General features: G+C 54.1%; 21 protein-coding genes and 1 other annotated feature. Of the genes, 10 read left to right on the top strand and 11 right to left on the bottom strand.

The window, feature by feature from the left end; all coding sequences use genetic code 11:
• Positions 1 to 38: 38 nt before the first annotated feature.
• The 8 genes from ihfA to thrS form a co-directional block, all read right to left on the bottom strand.
• Positions 39 to 338, bottom strand: coding sequence for an integration host factor subunit alpha (gene ihfA / locus INF73_RS05545; RefSeq protein ID WP_003857805.1), 300 nt, complete (start codon positions 336 to 338; stop codon positions 39 to 41).
• Between the two features lie 4 nt (positions 339 to 342).
• Positions 343 to 2730, bottom strand: coding sequence for a phenylalanine--tRNA ligase subunit beta (pheT, locus tag INF73_RS05540; protein WP_193542796.1), 2388 nt, complete (start codon positions 2728 to 2730; stop codon positions 343 to 345).
• Positions 2731 to 2745: 15 nt separating this feature from the next.
• A complete protein-coding gene (pheS, locus tag INF73_RS05535; RefSeq protein WP_010426091.1) occupies positions 2746 to 3729 on the bottom strand; it encodes a phenylalanine--tRNA ligase subunit alpha in 984 nt (327 codons plus the stop codon).
• A gap of 62 nt (positions 3730 to 3791) precedes the next feature.
• Positions 3792 to 3916, bottom strand: a sequence feature (Phe leader region).
• A complete protein-coding gene (gene pheM, locus INF73_RS05530; RefSeq protein ID WP_001386830.1) occupies positions 3867 to 3911 on the bottom strand; it encodes a pheST operon leader peptide PheM in 45 nt (14 codons plus the stop codon). Its footprint overlaps the feature before it by 45 nt.
• A gap of 117 nt (positions 3917 to 4033) precedes the next feature.
• Positions 4034 to 4390 (bottom strand): 50S ribosomal protein L20, encoded by a 357-nt coding sequence (gene rplT / locus INF73_RS05525; protein ID WP_000124850.1) that lies wholly within the window; start codon positions 4388 to 4390, stop codon positions 4034 to 4036.
• Between the two features lie 50 nt (positions 4391 to 4440).
• The gene (gene rpmI / locus INF73_RS05520; RefSeq protein ID WP_003030583.1) at positions 4441 to 4638 is read right to left on the bottom strand and encodes a 50S ribosomal protein L35; all 198 of its coding nucleotides are present in this window, start codon (positions 4636 to 4638) and stop codon (positions 4441 to 4443) included.
• Between the two features lie 97 nt (positions 4639 to 4735).
• Positions 4736 to 5278 carry a translation initiation factor IF-3 gene (gene infC, locus INF73_RS05515; protein ID WP_023616141.1) on the bottom strand — a complete coding sequence of 181 codons (543 nt, stop codon included), beginning with the start codon at positions 5276 to 5278 and terminating at the stop codon, positions 4736 to 4738.
• Positions 5279 to 5281: 3 nt separating this feature from the next.
• On the bottom strand, positions 5282 to 7210 hold the full coding sequence (gene thrS / locus INF73_RS05510) for a threonine--tRNA ligase (protein ID WP_028012814.1): 1929 nt from the start codon (positions 7208 to 7210) through the stop codon (positions 5282 to 5284).
• Between the two features lie 322 nt (positions 7211 to 7532).
• Here thrS and yncL point away from each other — a divergent pair, with 322 nt between their 5' ends.
• Both yncL and yniD read left to right on the top strand, forming a co-directional pair.
• Positions 7533 to 7625, top strand: a complete 93-nt coding sequence (yncL, locus tag INF73_RS05505) for a stress response membrane protein YncL (RefSeq protein WP_071787459.1) — start codon at positions 7533 to 7535, stop codon at positions 7623 to 7625.
• A 97-nt stretch (positions 7626 to 7722) separates the two neighbouring features.
• Complete coding sequence (gene yniD / locus INF73_RS05500) at positions 7723 to 7830, top strand: small membrane protein YniD (protein WP_088205299.1); 108 nt, start codon at positions 7723 to 7725, stop codon at positions 7828 to 7830.
• A 101-nt stretch (positions 7831 to 7931) separates the two neighbouring features.
• Here the strand turns inward: yniD and INF73_RS05495 are convergent, their stop codons facing one another.
• Positions 7932 to 8690 (bottom strand): YdiY family protein, encoded by a 759-nt coding sequence (locus INF73_RS05495; protein ID WP_028012813.1) that lies wholly within the window; start codon positions 8688 to 8690, stop codon positions 7932 to 7934.
• A gap of 296 nt (positions 8691 to 8986) precedes the next feature.
• On the opposite strand from INF73_RS05495, the gene pfkB reads away from it, so the two are divergent.
• From pfkB to INF73_RS05480, 3 genes are all read left to right on the top strand, one after another.
• Complete coding sequence (gene pfkB, locus INF73_RS05490) at positions 8987 to 9919, top strand: 6-phosphofructokinase II (protein ID WP_193542808.1); 933 nt, start codon at positions 8987 to 8989, stop codon at positions 9917 to 9919.
• A gap of 103 nt (positions 9920 to 10022) precedes the next feature.
• Entirely contained in the window at positions 10023 to 10313 is a 291-nt protein-coding gene (ghoS, locus tag INF73_RS05485; RefSeq protein WP_028012811.1) for a type V toxin-antitoxin system endoribonuclease antitoxin GhoS, read from the top strand.
• A 105-nt stretch (positions 10314 to 10418) separates the two neighbouring features.
• Positions 10419 to 11279 (top strand): fructosamine kinase family protein, encoded by an 861-nt coding sequence (locus tag INF73_RS05480; RefSeq protein WP_193542798.1) that lies wholly within the window; start codon positions 10419 to 10421, stop codon positions 11277 to 11279.
• Positions 11280 to 11315: 36 nt separating this feature from the next.
• Here INF73_RS05480 and INF73_RS05475 read toward each other — a convergent pair whose 3' ends face one another.
• Positions 11316 to 11852, bottom strand: a complete 537-nt coding sequence (locus INF73_RS05475) for a YniB family protein (RefSeq protein WP_045261585.1) — start codon at positions 11850 to 11852, stop codon at positions 11316 to 11318.
• Positions 11853 to 11999: 147 nt separating this feature from the next.
• On the opposite strand from INF73_RS05475, the gene hxpB reads away from it, so the two are divergent.
• The 4 genes from hxpB to INF73_RS05455 all read left to right on the top strand — a co-directional run bounded on the left by hxpB (position 12000) and on the right by INF73_RS05455 (position 15766).
• Positions 12000 to 12671 (top strand): hexitol phosphatase HxpB, encoded by a 672-nt coding sequence (gene hxpB / locus INF73_RS05470; protein ID WP_193542800.1) that lies wholly within the window; start codon positions 12000 to 12002, stop codon positions 12669 to 12671.
• A 127-nt stretch (positions 12672 to 12798) separates the two neighbouring features.
• Positions 12799 to 13560 (top strand): 2-dehydro-3-deoxy-D-gluconate 5-dehydrogenase KduD, encoded by a 762-nt coding sequence (gene kduD / locus INF73_RS05465; RefSeq protein WP_193542802.1) that lies wholly within the window; start codon positions 12799 to 12801, stop codon positions 13558 to 13560.
• Positions 13561 to 13654: 94 nt separating this feature from the next.
• Positions 13655 to 14245, top strand: a complete 591-nt coding sequence (locus INF73_RS05460; protein ID WP_032644865.1) for a metal-dependent hydrolase — start codon at positions 13655 to 13657, stop codon at positions 14243 to 14245.
• 129 nt (positions 14246 to 14374) lie between these two features.
• Positions 14375 to 15766 carry an L-cystine transporter gene (locus INF73_RS05455; protein ID WP_193542804.1) on the top strand — a complete coding sequence of 464 codons (1392 nt, stop codon included), beginning with the start codon at positions 14375 to 14377 and terminating at the stop codon, positions 15764 to 15766.
• Positions 15767 to 15814: 48 nt separating this feature from the next.
• On the opposite strand, the gene cedA is transcribed toward INF73_RS05455, so the two are convergent.
• Positions 15815 to 16090 carry a cell division activator CedA gene (gene cedA / locus INF73_RS05450; protein WP_223239595.1) on the bottom strand — a complete coding sequence of 92 codons (276 nt, stop codon included), beginning with the start codon at positions 16088 to 16090 and terminating at the stop codon, positions 15815 to 15817.
• 168 nt (positions 16091 to 16258) lie between these two features.
• Here cedA and katE point away from each other — a divergent pair, with 168 nt between their 5' ends.
• Positions 16259 to 18508 carry a catalase HPII gene (gene katE, locus INF73_RS05445; protein ID WP_059355094.1) on the top strand — a complete coding sequence of 750 codons (2250 nt, stop codon included), beginning with the start codon at positions 16259 to 16261 and terminating at the stop codon, positions 18506 to 18508.
• Positions 18509 to 18578: the final 70 nt, after the last annotated feature.

Here is an 18578-nt window from a genome sequence, read left to right as displayed (position 1 = left end):
AAAAAGGCCGCGTGGGCGGCCTTTTTGGTTAGTTCATATTACTCTGCTTTAGGCGTTGCGTTTTCGACGCGGCTCTTTAACTTCTGGCCGGGTCTGAAGGTCACCACGCGGCGGGCTGTAATGGGAATATCTTCCCCCGTCTTCGGGTTACGGCCCGGACGTTGGTTTTTGTCTCGCAAATCAAAATTGCCAAAACCGGAGAGTTTTACCTGCTCACCATTTTCCAGAGCACGACGGATCTCTTCGAAAAACAGCTCTACCAGCTCTTTGGCATCCCGTTTGCTAAGCCCAAGCTTATCAAACAGATATTCTGACATTTCAGCTTTTGTAAGCGCCATAGGTTCAATCCCTCAATGATGCCTGGAATCGCTCTTTTAATGCCTCTACACATTTGGCGACGGTAGCGGCAATCTCCTCTTCTTCGAGTGTACGGCTGGTATCCTGAAGGATAAGGCTGATAGCGAGGCTCTTGAAACCTTCTGCTACGCCCTTGCCGCGGTACACGTCAAATAAGTTTACGCCAACTACCTGATTTACGCCAACTTTCTTACATTCGGCCAAAATATCTGCTGCGGGCACGTTTTCAGCGACCACAACCGCGATATCACGGCGGTTCGCCGGGAAGCGGGAGACGTCCTGCGCCTGAGGAATGACGCGGTCTGCAACCGGGCTCCACTCCAGCTCGAACACGATGGTACGGCCGTTCAGGTCCAGCTTACGCTCCAGCTCCGGGTGGACAACGCCAATGAAACCAACGCGTTTGCCGTCTAAATAAATCGCCGCGCTCTGGCCCGGATGGAGCGCAGGAATCGCTTCCGCTCGGAACTCAATTTCAGATAATTTACCGGTCAGATCCAGAATCGCTTCCAGATCGCCCTTCATATCGTAGAAATCAACCGTGCCTTTTGCCAGGTCCCAGTGCTCTTCGTAGCGGTTACCGCTGATGGCACCAGCCAGCATGAGATCCTGACGGATGCCTAAATTTGCCTGATTATCCGGCACAAAGCGCAAACCGCTTTCGAAAATGCGCACGCGGTTTTGCTGGCGGTTCTGGTTGTAAACGACAGTCCCCAGCAGGCCCGTCCACAGGGACAGACGCATCGCAGACATTTCGCTGGAGATTGGGCTTGGCAGGATCAGCGCTTCCTGACCCGGGTGGATCAGCTGCTGCAGCTTAGGATCAACGAAGCTGTAGGTGATCACTTCCTGGTAGCCTTTGTCGTTAAGCATGGTTTTCACACGCTTCAGGGACAGGTCGGCTTCACGGTGGGTGCCCATCACCAGACCCGCCTGCACAGGCTCGTCAGGGATGTTGTTGTAGCCGTAAACACGGGCCACTTCTTCCACCAGATCTTCTTCAATTTCCATGTCGAAACGCCAGGATGGCGCAACGGCCTTCCACTCGTCCTGACCTTCGGTCACTTCGCAGCCCAGGCGCGTCAGGATGTCGGTCACCTGCGCGTCGGCAACGTGGTGACCAATCAGGCGATCCAGCTTGCTGCGGCGCAGGGTAATGGTCGCACGCTTCGGCAGGGTCGCTTCGTTGGTGACGTCAATAACCGGGCCCGCTTCGCCGCCGCAGATGTCGATCAGCAGGCGGGTTGCACGCTCCATCGCTTTGTACTGCAGCGCCGGATCAACGCCGCGCTCGTAGCGGTGAGACGCATCGGTGTGCAGGCCGTGACGGCGCGCGCGGCCGGTGATGGAGAGCGGGCTGAAGAACGCACATTCCAGCAGGACGTTTTGCGTTTCGTCGTTGACGCCAGAGTGTTCGCCACCAAAGATACCGCCCATCGCCAGCGCTTTGCTGTGGTCAGCAATCACCAGAGTGTCGGCGTTCAGTTTGGCTTCTGTGCCGTCCAGCAGCACCAGGGTTTCCCCCTCTTTCGCCATGCGCACAACGATGCCGCCGTCGATACGATCTTTATCGAACGCGTGCATCGGCTGGCCCAGCTCCAGCAGAACGTAGTTAGTGACGTCAACCACGGCGTCGATTGAGCGGATACCGCAGCGGCGCAGCTTCTCTTTCATCCAAAGCGGGGTTGGCGCTTTAACGTTAATGCCTTTTACCACGCGACCGAGGTAGCGCGGGCAGGCATCAGCAGCGTCAACCTGAATCGGCAGCACGTCACTGATGGTCGCTTCAACAGGGACAATCTCCGGCGCGTTGAGTTCGGTCTGGTTCAGTACGGCCACGTCGCGCGCCACGCCGATAATACCTAAGCAGTCGGCACGGTTTGGCGTGACGCTGATTTCGATAGTATTGTCATCAAGCTTCAGGTATTCACGGATATCGGTGCCCACTGGCGCATCCAGCGGCAGCTCGATGATGCCGTTGTGGTCGTCGGAAATACCCAGCTCGGAGAAAGAGCACAGCATGCCTTCAGACGGCTCACCGCGCAGCTTGGCCGCTTTGATTTTGAAATCACCCGGCAGTACGGCACCGACGGTCGCCACGGCCACCTTCAGGCCCTGACGGCAGTTTGGCGCACCGCAGACGATGTCCAGCAGACGGTCGCCGCCTACGTTCACTTTTGTCACGCGCAGTTTGTCAGCATTAGGGTGCTGGCCGCACTCGACCACTTCACCCACCACGACGCCGTTGAAGGCACCGGAAACCGGCTCAACGCCGTCAACTTCCAGGCCCGCCATGGTGATCTGGTTGGAAAGCGCTTCGCTGTCCAGCGTGGTGTTCACCCACTCGCGTAACCACAGTTCACTGAATTTCATTGTTCTGTCCTGCCCTTATTTAAACTGTTTGAGGAAACGCAGATCGTTTTCGAAGAATGCACGTAAGTCGGTCACGCCGTAGCGCAGCATGGTCAGACGCTCCATGCCCATGCCGAACGCAAAGCCGGAATAAACTTCCGGATCGATACCCACGTTGCGCAGCACGTTTGGATGCACCATGCCGCAGCCCAGCACTTCCAGCCATTTGCCGTTTTTACCCATCACGTCAACTTCCGCAGACGGTTCGGTGAACGGGAAGTAGGACGGACGGAAACGAACCTGCAGATCTTCCTCAAAGAAGTTGTTCAGGAAATCGTGCAGCGTGCCCTTCAGGTTGGTGAAGCTGATGTTTTTATCAACAATCAGACCTTCCATCTGGTGGAACATTGGGGTGTGGGTCTGATCGTAGTCGTTACGATACACGCGGCCCGGCGCGATGATGCGGATTGGTGGTTCCTGATCCTTCATGGTACGGATCTGAACGCCAGAGGTCTGGGTACGCAGCAGACGCGTCGCGTCAAACCAGAAAGTGTCGTGGTCAGCGCGTGCCGGATGATGGCCAGGAATGTTCAGGGCGTCGAAGTTGTGGTAATCATCTTCGATTTCCGGGCCAGTCGCCACGGTAAAGCCGAGCTCACCGAAGAAACTTTCAATACGATCGATAGTACGGGTAACCGGATGCAGACCACCGTTTTCAATACGGCGACCCGGCAGAGAAACGTCGATGGTTTCTGCCGCAAGACGCGCGTTTAGTACCGCGCTCTCCAGCTCGGCCTTACGCGCGTTCAGCGCCTGCTGAACCTGCTCTTTGGCTTCGTTAATCACCGCACCCGCTGCCGGGCGTTCTTCTGGCGGCAGTTCACGCAGGGTTGTCATTTGAAGGGTCAGGTGCCCTTTCTTCCCAAGATATTCGACGCGGACATTGTCTAACGCGGCAACATCTGAGGCCTGATTAATGGCGGCTGTTGCACTGGCAACCAGCTCTGCGAGATGTGACATGATTTTCCTCATTATGTCGGTGCAGACACCGATTTGGTGGAGTTATTCTCTCAAATTCAGGCACAAAAAAAGCCTCCATTGGGAGGCTTATCTGGCGCTGTTTTTCGTTTCATCTTTCACGCGCTAGCCTCCTGGAGTCAGGTGCTAAAGTAAAAGAAGAAGCGGAAAATAGCAGCATTCATGCTTGCGTTACCTTGTTGGGTAAAAACCGGTAAGACCTTATTGAAAAGCCTGCACGGATAAATGTCAATCTTCTGATGGTGTTAAATGAAAAGAGGGAGCCAGGCCCCCTCTCTCAACTGGCTTATGCCAGTGCTGCTTTCGCTTTTTCGACCAGAGCGGTGAACGCTACTTTGTCGAATACTGCGATGTCAGCCAGGATCTTACGGTCGATTTCAACAGAGGCTTTTTTCAGGCCGTTGATGAATTTGCTGTAAGAAATACCGTTCTGACGTGCTGCTGCGTTGATACGCGCAATCCACAGTTGACGGAACTGACGCTTACGCTGACGACGGTCACGGTAAGCGTACTGACCTGCTTTGATAACAGCCTGGAAGGCAACGCGGTATACGCGTGAACGCGCACCGTAGTAGCCTTTAGCTTGTTTCAAAATTTTCTTGTGACGTGCACGTGCAATTACACCACGTTTTACGCGAGCCATATGTGCTCTCCTGTATCTATATTCTTAGTAAAAAATTAAACGTTAACGGCTTATGCGTACGGCAGGCACGCGATAACCAGACCCAGATCGCCTTTAGAAACAAGGCCTTTTGGACGCAGGTGACGTTTACGCTTAGTAGATTTTTTGGTCAGAATATGACGCAGGTTTGCGTGCTTACGCTTAAATCCACCACCACCGGTTTTTTTGAAGCGCTTAGCAGCACCGCGTACGGTCTTAATTTTTGGCATCTTAATAACTTCCACTTCGCATTGTTAAATAAACGAAACATAGGCGAACAAAACCTATGAAACCCGAAGGCTCCACAGATTTTGCTGCTTGAAGGCCTTACTGTTTCTTCTTAGGAGCGAGCACCATGATCATCTGGCGGCCTTCGATCTTCGTAGGGAAGGATTCGACTACTGCCAGTTCACTCAGATCGTCACGGACGCGGTTAAGCACTTCCATACCAATCTGTTGGTGGGCCATCTCACGACCGCGGAAACGCAGTGTGATCTTGGCCTTATCGCCATCTTCCAGAAAGCGAATCAGGCTGCGGAGTTTTACCTGATAATCGCCATCGTCGGTACCAGGACGGAATTTGATTTCCTTAACCTGGATAACTTTTTGCTTCTTCTTCTGTTCCTTAGAAGACTTACTCTTTTCATAAAGGAACTTGCCGTAGTCCATGATACGACAAACTGGCGGTTCGGCGTTAGGGCTGATTTCAACTAAATCTACTCCAGCTTCTTCAGCCTTTTCGATCGCTTCTCTCAGACTCACAATCCCCAGCTGCTCGCCTTCCAGACCTGTTAAGCGAACTTCCTGGGCGCGAATCTCGCCATTGATACGATTCGGACGTGCCGTTTGAACTCGTTTTCCGCCTTTAATACCTTATTCCTCCAGTTGTTGAAGACTGCGGCTGCGAATCTCTTGTTGCAGCTTCTCAATCACTTCACTTACGTCCAGGCTGCCCAGGTCTTTACCACGGCGGGTGCGAACGGCAACTTTGCCTGCTTCCACCTCTTTATCACCACAGACCAACATATACGGGACACGACGTAAAGTGTGCTCGCGGATTTTAAAGCCAATCTTCTCATTTCTCAAGTCTGCTTTTACGCGAATGCCCGCATTTTGTAGTTTCTGCGTCAATTCTTTAACGTAATCTGCCTGAGAATCGGTAATGTTCATCACCACGACCTGCACTGGCGCAAGCCAGGTTGGGAAGAAGCCCGCGAACTCTTCGGTCAGGATGCCGATGAAGCGCTCCAGAGAACCTAGAATAGCACGGTGAATCATGACCGGTACCTGACGCTCGTTGTCTTCGCCAACATAAGAGGCGCTTAAACGCTGCGGCAGGGAGAAGTCCAGCTGTACAGTACCGCACTGCCATGCGCGATCGAGGCAGTCATACAGGGTAAATTCAATTTTCGGACCGTAGAATGCGCCCTCGCCCAGCTGGTATTCGAACGGAATACCGTTCTCTTCCAGCGCTACGGCGAGATCCGCTTCTGCGCGATCCCAGGTCTCATCGCTACCGATACGTTTTTCCGGACGCGTTGAGAGTTTGACCACGATCTTCTCGAAGCCAAAGGTGCTGTACATATCGTAGACCATACGAATACAGGCGTTAACTTCGTCACGAACCTGATCTTCAGTACAGAAGATATGCGCATCATCCTGCGTAAAGCCACGAACGCGCATCAGACCGTGCAGCGCACCTGATGGCTCGTTACGGTGGCAGCTACCGAACTCCGCCATACGCAGCGGCAGGTCGCGGTAGGATTTCAGACCCTGGTTGAAGATCTGAACGTGGCCCGGGCAGTTCATTGGCTTGATGCAGTATTCACGGTTCTCAGACGAGGTGGTGAACATCGCATCTTTGTAGTTGTCCCAGTGGCCGGTTTTTTCCCACAGCACACGGTCCATCATGAACGGGCCTTTCACTTCCTGATACTGGTACTCTTTCAGCTTGGAGCGTACGAACGTTTCCAGTTCACGGAAGATAGTCCAGCCATCGTTATGCCAGAACACCATACCCGGCGCTTCTTCCTGCATGTGGTACAGGTCAAGCTGCTTACCGATTTTACGGTGGTCACGCTTCGCCGCCTCTTCCAGGCGCTGCAGGTACGCGTTCAGGGCTTTCTTATCCGCCCACGCGGTACCATAGATACGCTGCAACATCTTGTTGTTGCTGTCGCCACGCCAGTAGGCGCCGGCGATCTTCATCAGTTTGAAATGATGACAGAAGCGCATGTTCGGCACGTGCGGTCCACGGCACATGTCGACGTATTCTTCGTGATGGTACAAGCCAGGCTTGTCATCATGAGCAATGTTTTCATCGAGAATAGAGACTTTATAGCTCTCGCCACGCTTGACGAAGGTTTCACGCGCTTCGTGCCAGCTGACTTTCTTCTTGATGACGTCATAGTTGGTCTCGGCGAGCTCGTGCATACGTTTTTCGAGCGCGTCGATATCTTCCTGGGTCAGGGTGTGGTCAAGATCAACGTCGTAGTAGAAACCGTTGTCGATAACCGGACCGATCGCCATTTTGGTGTTTGGCCACAGCTGCTTGATAGCATGACCCAACAGGTGTGCGCAGGAGTGACGAATGATCTCCAGACCTTCTTCGTCTTTCGCGGTGATGATTGCAAGCGTCGCATCGTTTTCAATCAGATCGGACGCATCAACCAGCTCACCGTTCACACGGCCGGCGATGGTCGCTTTCGCGAGGCCAGGACCGATGTCCAGGGCAACATCCATAGGGCTAACAGCGTGGTCGAAATGGCGTTGGCTGCCATCAGGAAGAGTAATTACAGGCATTTTATATCCTTATTTGCAGTGATGCCCCACACATAAGAGCATATACAAAGAAAATAATCGTGATTTGACAATAGATTACGACACCATCTGACCAACAATCGTCAAATTGGTTCGTCATCATGCACCTGCCGAATTCAGATTAATGCGGATTTACGGCAAGCGACGTAATGTTAACACTATCAGCAAGGAGATTGCACCCTCTGCAGCCAGAATGATGGGCTGGCACGTAGCGTAAATTTGCAGATTGCATCTCTCCGGCGCTCGCATTTCAGACATGCTGGGCTACTCTTGAACATGCCTTTTATATCAACAGGTGCATACCATGAATGTATCCAGTAGAACGGTTGTGATTTTGAACATCCTTTCCGCAACAGGTTTAGTGTTGATCCTCGCCGAACGATTCCACTGGTTCTGAGCCGACCCCTTGTTGGCATAACTCGATCGCTCCCGGGAAGGCGCATCTTTTGGCTCCGTTTGATAGACTATGCGTATCAACGAACAAGGATTAGGTTATGCCAACAAAACGATTTGCCGTAAAACACTGGAAAATGGTGCTGGTGCTGGTTGCCATCTGCGGTGCAATGCTGTTATTTCGGTGGGCGGCAATGATTTGGGGCTAAGTACAAATAAAAATAAATGCCGTTGCGCGTGATGAGAATTTATTGGCGCGGGTTAACCATAATAATGAAAACGGGCCGACACTTTCATCGGCCCGCTATGATTACATTTTATAGCCCAGCGAAATCGTGGTTCTGCGATCGGTATGATCCGGTGCCGTTTCTGGCGGTGAAGAGTTCCAGGTCACGTTGTAGGCCAATTTCAAACCGAAGTGTTCATTGATAGCCACATTCAAAGCGCTTTCGGAATTCAGCGTCGTATCCTCGGCACCAAACACAGAAACACCCTGCGTAAATTTGGTGTTGTCGGTCATCTGCCAGGCATACGTGCCGGAAGCATAGCCCAGCGGCTGGGTTTCATTTTCGCCATTGGTGTACTCGTCATAGCGGACACCAGGACCGAATTCGAAACGGAGGCTGTGTACCGGACCATTCAGGAACTGACGACCATAACCGGCGGTGAACACATCGCGCTGGCGATAGCCGTTGAAGCGGTCGGTTAACCAACTTGCCTGACCAAAGATGTAGTCATAGTCGGTCATGTTGTAACGGCTACGTCCACCGACCGCGTATTTCTCGGATGAGCGTTCATCGTTAGCGGACGTGTTGCTGGCATTTCCCCACAGCGACCATGCAGTGGTATTGCCGTACCAGGTCAGGGTGCTGTCCGCCGTCAGAGAAGAGCTTTTCGTATTACCCGATTGGGCGAGATACCCGGCGTTCAGGTTACCTTCAAACGGTTTTTTGGCAGTGGAGGGATCGTCCATGACAGTAAAAACGGTGTCATCGGCGGCTGCATTCAGTGATGCAAAAACGCCACCCGCCAGCATCAGTGCTGCGGGTACTGTCTTCAAAAGCTTCATTTTATTTAAGGAGTCCGTACAACAAAAAAAGAGACCACCACGGTCTCGGAAACTTTCTTGAGGATCAATGACAAGGCGTCCAGAGAAAGGTAACAAATTATAAAAAGGCGCAAATAACATAGCAATATTTTCTTATTTCATTTTTTGAATAAGAACGATCTCAAAACGCGTTTTATTTTATATATCCCTCATCGCATTTATGTCAGCATTCATTTTTAAAATCATACTGTTATTTACATTGCCTTCCTGTCGATCGGTGCCAGGCTTAAAAGAACCCATGCTAAAAGGAGGTTATGATGGCTTCTATTTATACGCTGACGCTCTCCCCTTCCCTCGACTCCGCGACCATAACGCCGCAGATTTACCCGGAAGGTAAACTACGCTGTAGCGCACCCGTATTTGAGCCGGGCGGCGGCGGGATTAACGTTGCGCGCGCGATTACCCACCTCGGCGGTAAAGCGACTGCCATCTTTCCGGCCGGTGGTGCCACGGGGGAGCATCTTGTTACCTTGCTGGCCGATGAACAGGTTGCCGTGGATACCGTAGACGCCAAAGACTGGACCCGGCAGAACCTGCATGTCCACGTTGAGTCCAGCGGGGAACAGTATCGTTTCGTTATGCCAGGCGCCAGGCTGAGCGATGATGAGTTTCGTCAGCTGGAAGAGAAGGTGCTAACCATTGAAAGCGGCTCGCTGCTGGTCATCAGCGGTAGCCTGCCGCCAGGCGTGAAAACAGAAAAACTGACAGCACTGGTTGATGCCGTACTTCATCGCGGCATTCGCTGCATTGTCGACAGTTCAGGCGAAGCCCTGCAGGCGGCATTAGAACCCGGACAGCTTGAGCTCGTTAAGCCTAACCAGAAAGAGCTGAGTGCGCTTGTTAATCGCGAACTTAGCCAGCCGGATGACGTGCGTACTGCCGCAGAAGAACTGGTTCGCAGCGGCAAAGCGCACCGTGTTGTCGTCTCTCTCGGTCCTCAGGGTGCGCTGGCCGTAGACAAGACGGGCTTTGTGCAGGTTGTTCCACCCCCAATGAAGAGCCAGAGCACCGTCGGCGCAGGCGACAGTATGGTCGGCGCGATGGCGCTGAAGCTGGCGCAGGGCGCATCACTTCTGGAGATGACGCGCTATGGCGTCGCGGCGGGGAGTGCCGCCACCATCAATCAGGGAACGCGCCTGTGTTCGCTTGCCGATACGCAGAAAATCGTCGATTACCTGTCACGAAGCTAACCGATATATCCCCCTCCTGACGGAGGGGGATATCTGTGGAAGTCGCCAAATATGGCGTATCGACTATGCTAAAAAAACTTTCAGGATAACAACGAGGTGAATTATGAGCAGTGGTGATATCACCCGCTACGTCGTGACCATCAGCCTTCATGAAGCATCGCTGACCGAGCTTAACGAGCTCAACAATGCCTTTACACGGGCGAATTTCCTGCTCACGCTAACGGATGACGAAGGTCATATCCATGATTTAGGCACCCTGGCGTTTGGCCTGATCGCAGCCCTGAGTGAAGAAGAGGTGCATGCGCTGGCCGCCAGCCTGGTGGAAAGCGTGACCGACAAGCCTGCCGACATTACCGTGGAGACGTGGGAACGCTGGCAGAAAAAAGAACAATAAGTGCCCTGCATGAAATTAATCCGCTCAGGTGTGCGTTAGTTCGTATTTTTTTACCGCAGTTATGCGCTAACTTTATGATCTGGCAGACAACATGGGAGAGTCAACATGTGGCAGGCTATCAGTCATCTTTTACATGAGCAATTGGGTGAAGGTGAAATTGAACTGCGTAACGAGCTGCCGGGCGGGGAAATTCACGCCGCGTGGCATTTACGCTACGCAGGACGCGATCTGTTCGTTAAATGCGACGAGCGAGAGCTGCTCCAGATTTTTACCGCTGAAGCCGATCAGCTTGAACTGTTGTCCCGCAGTAAAACGGTGACGGTACCTGAGGTGCTGGCCGTGGGCAGTGACCGGGACTACAGCTTTCTGGTGATGGACTATCTCCCTGCCCGCCCGTTGGACGCCCATAATGCCTTTATTCTCGGACAACAGTTAGCGCGCCTGCACCAGTGGAGCGACCAGCCCCAGTTTGGTCTCGACTTTGACAACGACCTTTCCACCACGCCGCAGCCCAATGCCTGGCAGCGCCGCTGGTCGACGTTCTTTGCCGAGCAGCGCATCGGATGGCAGCTTGAGCTGGCCGCAGAGAAAGGGCTGGAATTTGGCAATATTGATGCCATCGTCGAGCATGTGCAACAGCGCCTGGCCTCCCACCAGCCTCAGGCGTCTTTGCTGCACGGTGATTTATGGTCCGATAACTGCGCGCTGGGCCCCAACGGCCCGTATATCTTCGACCCGGCCTGCTACTGGGGCGACAGAGAGTGCGATTTGGCCATGTTGCCCCTGCATCCCGAACAACCGCCGCAAATATACGATGGCTATCAGTCTGTCTCCCCCCTGCCGCCGGACTTCCTTGAGCGCCAGCCCGTGTATCAGCTCTATACGCTGATGAACCGAGCCATTCTTTTTGGCGGGCAACATCTGGTCAACGCCCAGCGCGCGCTTGAACGCGTGCTTGCGGCTTAAAGACAAAACGGGTGGCCTTGCCGCCACCCTAATTCGTTACAGAAAACCGAGCAGTGAGAAGAAGAAATATCCCGCCACGATGATGATAACCGGCAGGATATAGAGCGGGAAAATTTGCAGGAAAATGGTGTGACGAGGCACCACAATGCGGGATTCAATCTGCTCCCGGCTCATTCCTTCAGGCCCTTTCGCCTTCTCAAGGATAAGCTGATCTTCCACCCCTTCGCGTAAAAAACGGGTCTGGCGACTCATTCGTGCGCCCGATGCCTGCAGCGCCATCGCAATAAAAATCAGCGCATAGATAATCCAGAACCCAACATTCAGCTGCTGGTGAAAGTCCGGCGTTGGCGAGTTGAACCAGAAGACGTTCAGGAACGGGGTATTAAACCGCACCATCTCAATCATGACATGCGCAAAATCAAGCATTACCGCATTAATGCCCGGCTGTTTTTCGCTGTGATCGTACATAAACTTCAGCACGGAGATCAGCGTAGAAATGACGGCGGGAATAAAAATCACCCAGCCTGCAATACGTTTTAAGACAGCAATGCGTCCAGCTTGTTGATACGTCATCAGTTCCTCTTCATAAAGACGCGTGATTTGAGCCTAAGTCTACCTGCTGGACATCAATTTCGCCCGCTCTTTAAAAGCAATATGCTAAATTGCAGACTGTGCTTAGCACTTATCGTCTGTCGAACACCTGGATAAGGAGACGTTGTGATGTCGACACCGCGCCAGATACTTGCCGCTATTTTTGACATGGATGGATTACTGATTGATTCCGAGCCGTTGTGGGATCGCGCCGAGCTGGACGTGATGGCCAGCCTGGGCGTTGATATCAGTCGCCGTAATGAACTTCCCGACACGCTGGGCCTGCGTATTGATATGGTCGTTGACCTGTGGTACGCCCAACAGCCGTGGGTTGGGCCCGATCGCGACGAAGTCACCTCGCGTATTATCAGCCGCGCCATCGCGCTGGTGGAGGAGAACAAGCCGCTCTTACCGGGCGTACATGAGGCTGTCGCGCTGTGCAAATCTCAGGGGCTGAAGGTTGGCCTGGCTTCCGCTTCACCGCTGCATATGCTGGAAAAAGTGCTGATCATGTTTGAGCTGCGAGACAGTTTTGACGCCCTGGCCTCTGCGGAAAAACTGCCCTACAGCAAGCCGCATCCGCAGGTCTATATGGACTGCGCCGCGAAGCTGGGTCTTGATCCGCTTACCTGCGTCGCGCTCGAAGATTCAGTAAACGGCATGGTGGCCTCCAAAGCCGCGCGTATGCGCTCCATTGTGGTTCCCGATGAAGAAAACCGCCACGATCCCCGGTATGCTCTTTCCGACGTTAAGCTGAATTCGCTGGCTGAACTGACGGTTCAACACCTGCGCGGCGAATAGCGCTCCTCTTACAGGCAGCGTCATGCTGCCTGACAAAAACAAAACACAGTTTCATTTTGTTTGCTTTTCTCATCCCTGCCTCCTATCTTTAACGTCAGCACGACGATAACCAGCTTGTGAGGCGCGTATGATACTGGACACCTTTACTCTTTCAGGCAAAGTGGCCCTCATCACCGGGTGCGATACCGGGCTGGGGCAAGGCATGGCTATTGCGCTGGCGCAGGCAGGTTGCGATATCGTTGGGGTAAATCGCAAAGCTCCTGAGAAAACGGCCAGCGCCGTCACCGCCCTGGGAAGACGTTTTGTGGCTATTCGGGCCGATCTGAGCCAGCAGGAAAATCTTCAGTACGTCGTGGACACCGCCGTGGCGGAGATGGGACGAATTGATATTCTGGTAAACAATGCCGGGACGATTCGCCGGGAGGAGGCTCTGACGTTCAGCGAAAAAGACTGGGATGACGTCATGAACCTGAATCTCAAGTCGCTCTTTTTCCTCTCTCAGGCGGTCGCTAAGCGATTTATCACCCAGGGCCAGGGCGGCAAAATTATCAATATTGCCTCTATGCTCTCCTTTCAGGGCGGCATTCACGTGCCGTCGTATACCGCCTCGAAAAGCGGCGTACTGGGGATCACGCGCCTGCTGGCAAATGAGTGGGCGCTACATGGCATCAACGTGAATGCCATCGCGCCGGGCTACATGGCGACGAACAACACGCAGCAGCTGCGCGATAACGAACAGCGTAACGCGGAGATCCTTGACCGCATCCCGGCGGGTCGATGGGGAGTACCGGATGACCTTCAGGGGCCGGTCGTCTTTTTAGCCTCCCCCGCATCAGATTACGTGAATGGTCACACCTTAGCCGTCGACGGCGGCTGGCTGGCGCGCTGAGGCGCGTTTGTGACAAACAGTTACACCGTCACCTCTTTCGCCCACTGTATAAAAACCCTATACTGTATAAATTGACAGTTTCGTGGGTTTTATCATGACGGCGGAAGGCCACCTGCTTTTTTCAATTGCGTGTGCAGTATTTGCCAAAAACGCAGAACTTACTCCCGTGCTTGCACAGGGAGACTGGTGGCATATTGTCCCTTCCGCCGTTTTAACCTGTCTGCTGCCCGATATTGACCACCCAAAATCCTTCCTCGGACAGCGCCTGAAGTGGGTGTCGAAGCCCATCGCCCGCGCGTTCGGCCACCGCGGGTTTACCCACAGCCTGCTGGCCGTTTTTGGCCTGCTCACGCTTTTCTATTTAAAAGTCCCTGAAAGCTGGATAGTGCCGGGCGATGCCATTCAGGGCATGGTGCTGGGTTATTTAAGCCATATCCTCGCCGATATGCTGACGCCCGCGGGCGTGCCGCTGCTATGGCCCTGCCGCTGGCGTTTCCGTTTTCCGATCCTTGCGCCGCAGAAGGGGAATCAGCTTGAACGCGTGCTTTGCATGGCGCTGTTCGCCTACGCCGTCTGGATGCCGCAAACCTTGCCCGAAAACAGTGCAGTCCGCTGGTCTTCCCAGATGATCAATTCGCTGCAATTTCAGTTCAATCGTTTTATTCATCACCAGATTGAACAGTAAACCAACAAAATCATTCCATTTGTCATAAACCATTCCATTTGGATATAAGCGCCACATCACACTTCTGCTAACCTTCCGCCAACAGGATCGGGAAAAACCGATCCCACATAATAAATCAGGAGAACGGGGATGAATTTTCCACTCATCGCGAACATAGTCGTGTTCGTCGTATTACTATTGCTTCTCGCGCAGGCGCGCCACAAACAGTGGAGCCTGGCGAAAAAAGTGCTGGTCGGTCTGGTCATGGGTGTGGCGTTTGGTCTGGCCTTACACGCCGTCTACGGCTCCGATAGTCCGGTACTGAAAGAGTCCATTCAGTGGTTCAACATTGTCGGTAACGGCTACGTCCAGCTGCTGCAGATGGTCGTTATGCCGCTGGTGTTCGCCTCTATTCTGAGCGCCGTAGCCCGTCTGCACAACGCAACTCAGCTGGGTAAAATCAGCTTTCTGACCATTGGTACGCTGCTCTTTACCACGCTGATTGCCGCGCTGGTGGGGGTGCTGGTTACCAACCTGTTTGGCCTGACGGCCGAAGGTCTGGTTCAGGGTACCGCTGAAACGGCGCGTCTGACCGCAATTCAAACCAACTACGTGGGTAAAGTGGCTGATCTGACGGTTCCGCAGATGGTCCTCTCCTTCATTCCGAAGAACCCGTTTGCTGACCTGACCGGTGCAAGCCCAACCTCTATCATCAGCGTGGTGATCTTCGCGGCATTCCTGGGCGTGGCTGCGCTTAAGCTGCTGAAAGACGACGCGCCGAAAGGCGAACGCGTGCTGACGGCGATTGATACCCTGCAAAGCTGGGTGATGAAGCTGGTCCGTCTGGTCATGCAGCTGACGCCATACGGCGTTCTGGCACTGATGACCAAAGTGGTAGCCGGCTCTAACCTGCAGGACATCATTAAGCTGGGCAGCTTCGTTGTCGCCTCTTATCTGGGCCTGGGCATTATGTTCGTGGTGCACGGTATCCTGCTGGGCGTGAACGGCGTCAGCCCGCTGAAATACTTCCGCAAAGTATGGCCGGTACTGACCTTTGCCTTCACCAGCCGTTCCAGCGCAGCGTCTATTCCGCTGAACGTTGAAGCACAGACCCGTCGTCTGGGCGTGCCGGAATCTATCGCCAGCTTCTCTGCCTCCTTTGGTGCTACCATCGGTCAGAACGGCTGCGCGGGTCTCTACCCGGCGATGCTGGCGGTGATGGTTGCCCCAACCGTGGGTATCAACCCGCTGGATCCGGTCTGGATCGCCACGCTGGTCGGGATTGTTACCATCAGCTCCGCCGGCGTTGCAGGTGTCGGCGGCGGTGCAACCTTCGCCGCGCTGATTGTGCTGCCCGCGCTGGGCCTGCCCGTCACGCTGGTCGCCCTGCTGATCTCCGTTGAACCGCTGATCGACATGGGCCGTACCGCGCTGAACGTGAGCGGCTCCATGACTGCCGGTACGCTGACCAGCCAGTGGCTGAAGCAGACCGACAAAGCCATTCTGGAAAGTGAAGACGACGCCGAGCTGGCGCACCGTTAATCTCGATAGAAATAAAAAAACCGCCTGATGGCGGTTTTTTTATGGCTGTTATTCTTCAACCTCTTCATCCTGGCGGATTTGCGTCGCCCATCGCTGGGCTGACTCCGGCACGGAAAACGCCGGCGACCGGCGGAAATGCTCCCCCATCAGGACAAAAGCCACATATTTACCGCGAAGCAGCCAGACATCACGAAAACCATCCACTTTCAGGGCATGGTCAGGCGGCGCGGGCTCAACGCGGGGCACATAGCTAATAACCTGGCGGTTTTGTTGACGAAGAGGTTTCATAAGCGACGGATTCACTAAAGCAAATTCTTGAAGCAGGAAAATTCTATGATAGCCGATCCTGCTGCCTTACGTCGCGCTCCGAGTGGGTGAGATGGCTCCTTTCGTTAATAACGTCATGTGAAAAACGCTTAGTTAGCGAGCTATCTCACGACATTGTTCTATCCTTAATAGGGTTTTTAGCAATGGATAAAGGAGAAGCGTGCAATGTCGAACAAAGATAAATCACATCAATCACCGATTCATGGCACTGAAGAATCTCAACCGGGTATGGACTCTCTCGCCCCTGCTGACGGCTCTCACCGCCCCTCGCCGGGCCCATCAGCCCCTGGCGAACAACCAACCGCGCCGGGAAGCATGAAATCGCCGGACACCGGAAACGAGAAGCTTAAATCGCTTGAGCCACACCGTAAAGGCGGCGAAGGTTTTGCACTCACCACAAATCAGGGCGTGCGCATTGCTGACGATCAAAACTCCCTTCGCGCAGGCGCGCGCGGACCGACCCTGCTGGAAGATTTCATCCTGCGGGAAAAAATTACCCATTTTGACCACGAGCGAATTCCGGAACGCATCGTTCACGCGCGCGGTTCTGCGGCGCACGGCTACTTCCAGCCCTATAAAAGCCTGAAAGCGATCACCAAAGCGGATTTCCTCTCCGACCCGGATAAAATCACGCCGGTCTTTGTGCGTTTCTCCACCGTGCAGGGTGGCGCAGGTTCGGCAGATACGGTGCGTGATATCCGCGGCTTTGCCACCAAGTTTTATACCGAAGAGGGTATTTTCGATCTGGTGGGCAATAACACCCCGGTGTTTTTCATTCAGGATGCGCATAAATTTCCTGACTTTGTCCATGCGGTAAAACCGGAGCCCCACTGGGCCATACCCCAGGGACAAAGTGCGCACGATACCTTCTGGGACTATGTCTCCCTGCAGCCTGAAACCTTACACAACGTGATGTGGGCGATGTCCGACCGTGGGATCCCGCGCAGCTATCGCACGATGGAAGGGTTCGGTATTCATACCTTCCGCATGATCAACGCGGAAGGAAAAGCTACGTTTGTGCGCTTCCACTGGAAGCCGGTAGCGGGCAAAGCCTCGCTGGTATGGGATGAGGCGCAGAAGCTCACCGGGCGCGATCCGGACTTCCATCGCCGCGAACTGTGGGAATCCATTGAAGCGGGTGACTTCCCGGAATATGAACTGGGCTTACAGCTGATCCCGGAAGAAGACGAGTTTAAGTTCGATTTCGACCTGCTTGACCCGACAAAACTCATCCCTGAGGAGCTGGTGCCCGTTCAGCTGGTGGGGAAAATGGTGCTTAACCGCAACCCGGATAATTTCTTTGCCGAAAACGAGCAGGCCGCGTTCCACCCGGGCCACATCGTCCCCGGACTGGATTTCACCAACGATCCGCTCTTACAGGGACGTCTGTTCTCGTATACCGATACGCAGATTAGCCGTCTTGGCGGGCCGAACTTCCACGAGATCCCGATTAACCGCCCAACCTGCCCGTACCATAACTTCCAGCGCGACGGGATGCACCGTCAGGATATTGATACCAACCCGGCAAACTATGAGCCGAACTCCATCAACGACAACTGGCCGCGAGAAACCCCGCCGGGGCCGAAACGCGGCGGATTCGAATCGTACCAGGAGCGTATCGACGGCAACAAAATTCGCGAGCGCAGCCCCTCGTTCGGTGAGTATTACGCCCACCCTCGCCTGTTCTGGAACAGCCAGACGCCGATTGAGCAACAGCACATCATCGGCGGCTTTAGCTTCGAACTGAGCAAAGTGGTGCGCACCTACATCCGCGAGCGCGTGGTCGATCAGCTGGCGCACATTGATATTCAGCTTGCCCAGAGCGTGGCGGATAACCTTGGCATCACGCTAACGGACGAACAGCGCAACCTTGCGCCGCCGAAAGAGGTTAACGGCGTGAAGAAAGATCCATCGCTGAGCCTGTATGCGGTGCCGGGTGGTTCAATTAAGGGCCGCGTAGTCGCCATCCTGCTGAACGACAAAACCCGCGCCAGCGACGTGCTGGGGATTATGCAGGCGCTAAAAACCCAGGGCGTACACGCCAAACTGCTCTATTCCCGCATGGGTGAAGTGACCGCCGACGATGGTTCTGTGCTGCCGGTGGCGGCGACCTTTGCCGGCGCGCCGTCGCTGACCGTCGATGCGGTGATTGTGCCGTGCGGGGATATTGCCAGCCTGCTCAACAACGGTGATGCCATCTATTATCTGCTGGAAGCCTATAAGCACCTGAAGCCCATTGCGCTGTCCGGCGACGCGCGTCAGTTTAAGGCGCAACTGAAGGTTGCCGAGCAGGGTGAGGACGGCATTGTCGAGGGCGATAGCGTTGACGATGCCTTTATGACGAAGCTGTTTGATTTGCTCGCCGCGCACCGCGTCTGGTCGCGCAGCAGTAAGATCGATCAGATTCCGGCGTAAAAACCATTCCCGGTTGTGCGGCCTGATGCCCTCACCACGCCCCTCTCCCACTGTACGGTCCGGGGACATA

Source organism: Enterobacter cloacae complex sp. P6RS (assembly GCF_014982245.1).
GTDB lineage: Bacteria > Pseudomonadota > Gammaproteobacteria > Enterobacterales > Enterobacteriaceae > Enterobacter > Enterobacter bugandensis.
The sequence above is the reverse complement of the archived record's forward strand: the minus strand, read 5'-3'. Positions and strand labels throughout refer to the sequence as shown.

What these genes read in the sequence shown, in the direction of transcription:
- rplT (WP_000124850.1), bottom strand. Translation starts at nt 4,390, where the DNA reads ATGGCTCGCGTAAAACGTGGTGTAATTGCACGTGCACGTCACAAGAAA.
- yniD (WP_088205299.1), top strand. Translation starts at nt 7,723, where the DNA reads ATGCCAACAAAACGATTTGCCGTAAAACACTGGAAAATGGTGCTGGTG.
- pheS (WP_010426091.1), bottom strand. Translation starts at nt 3,729, where the DNA reads ATGTCACATCTCGCAGAGCTGGTTGCCAGTGCAACAGCCGCCATTAAT.
- katE (WP_059355094.1), top strand. Translation starts at nt 16,259, where the DNA reads ATGTCGAACAAAGATAAATCACATCAATCACCGATTCATGGCACTGAA.
- kduD (WP_193542802.1), top strand. Translation starts at nt 12,799, where the DNA reads ATGATACTGGACACCTTTACTCTTTCAGGCAAAGTGGCCCTCATCACC.
- INF73_RS05480 (WP_193542798.1), top strand. Translation starts at nt 10,419, where the DNA reads ATGTGGCAGGCTATCAGTCATCTTTTACATGAGCAATTGGGTGAAGGT.
- ihfA (WP_003857805.1), bottom strand. Translation starts at nt 338, where the DNA reads ATGGCGCTTACAAAAGCTGAAATGTCAGAATATCTGTTTGATAAGCTT.
- pheT (WP_193542796.1), bottom strand. Translation starts at nt 2,730, where the DNA reads ATGAAATTCAGTGAACTGTGGTTACGCGAGTGGGTGAACACCACGCTG.
- INF73_RS05495 (WP_028012813.1), bottom strand. Translation starts at nt 8,690, where the DNA reads ATGAAGCTTTTGAAGACAGTACCCGCAGCACTGATGCTGGCGGGTGGC.
- ghoS (WP_028012811.1), top strand. Translation starts at nt 10,023, where the DNA reads ATGAGCAGTGGTGATATCACCCGCTACGTCGTGACCATCAGCCTTCAT.
- INF73_RS05460 (WP_032644865.1), top strand. Translation starts at nt 13,655, where the DNA reads ATGACGGCGGAAGGCCACCTGCTTTTTTCAATTGCGTGTGCAGTATTT.
- hxpB (WP_193542800.1), top strand. Translation starts at nt 12,000, where the DNA reads ATGTCGACACCGCGCCAGATACTTGCCGCTATTTTTGACATGGATGGA.
- INF73_RS05475 (WP_045261585.1), bottom strand. Translation starts at nt 11,852, where the DNA reads ATGACGTATCAACAAGCTGGACGCATTGCTGTCTTAAAACGTATTGCA.
- yncL (WP_071787459.1), top strand. Translation starts at nt 7,533, where the DNA reads ATGAATGTATCCAGTAGAACGGTTGTGATTTTGAACATCCTTTCCGCA.
- thrS (WP_028012814.1), bottom strand. Translation starts at nt 7,210, where the DNA reads ATGCCTGTAATTACTCTTCCTGATGGCAGCCAACGCCATTTCGACCAC.
- INF73_RS05455 (WP_193542804.1), top strand. Translation starts at nt 14,375, where the DNA reads ATGAATTTTCCACTCATCGCGAACATAGTCGTGTTCGTCGTATTACTA.
- pfkB (WP_193542808.1), top strand. Translation starts at nt 8,987, where the DNA reads ATGGCTTCTATTTATACGCTGACGCTCTCCCCTTCCCTCGACTCCGCG.
- rpmI (WP_003030583.1), bottom strand. Translation starts at nt 4,638, where the DNA reads ATGCCAAAAATTAAGACCGTACGCGGTGCTGCTAAGCGCTTCAAAAAA.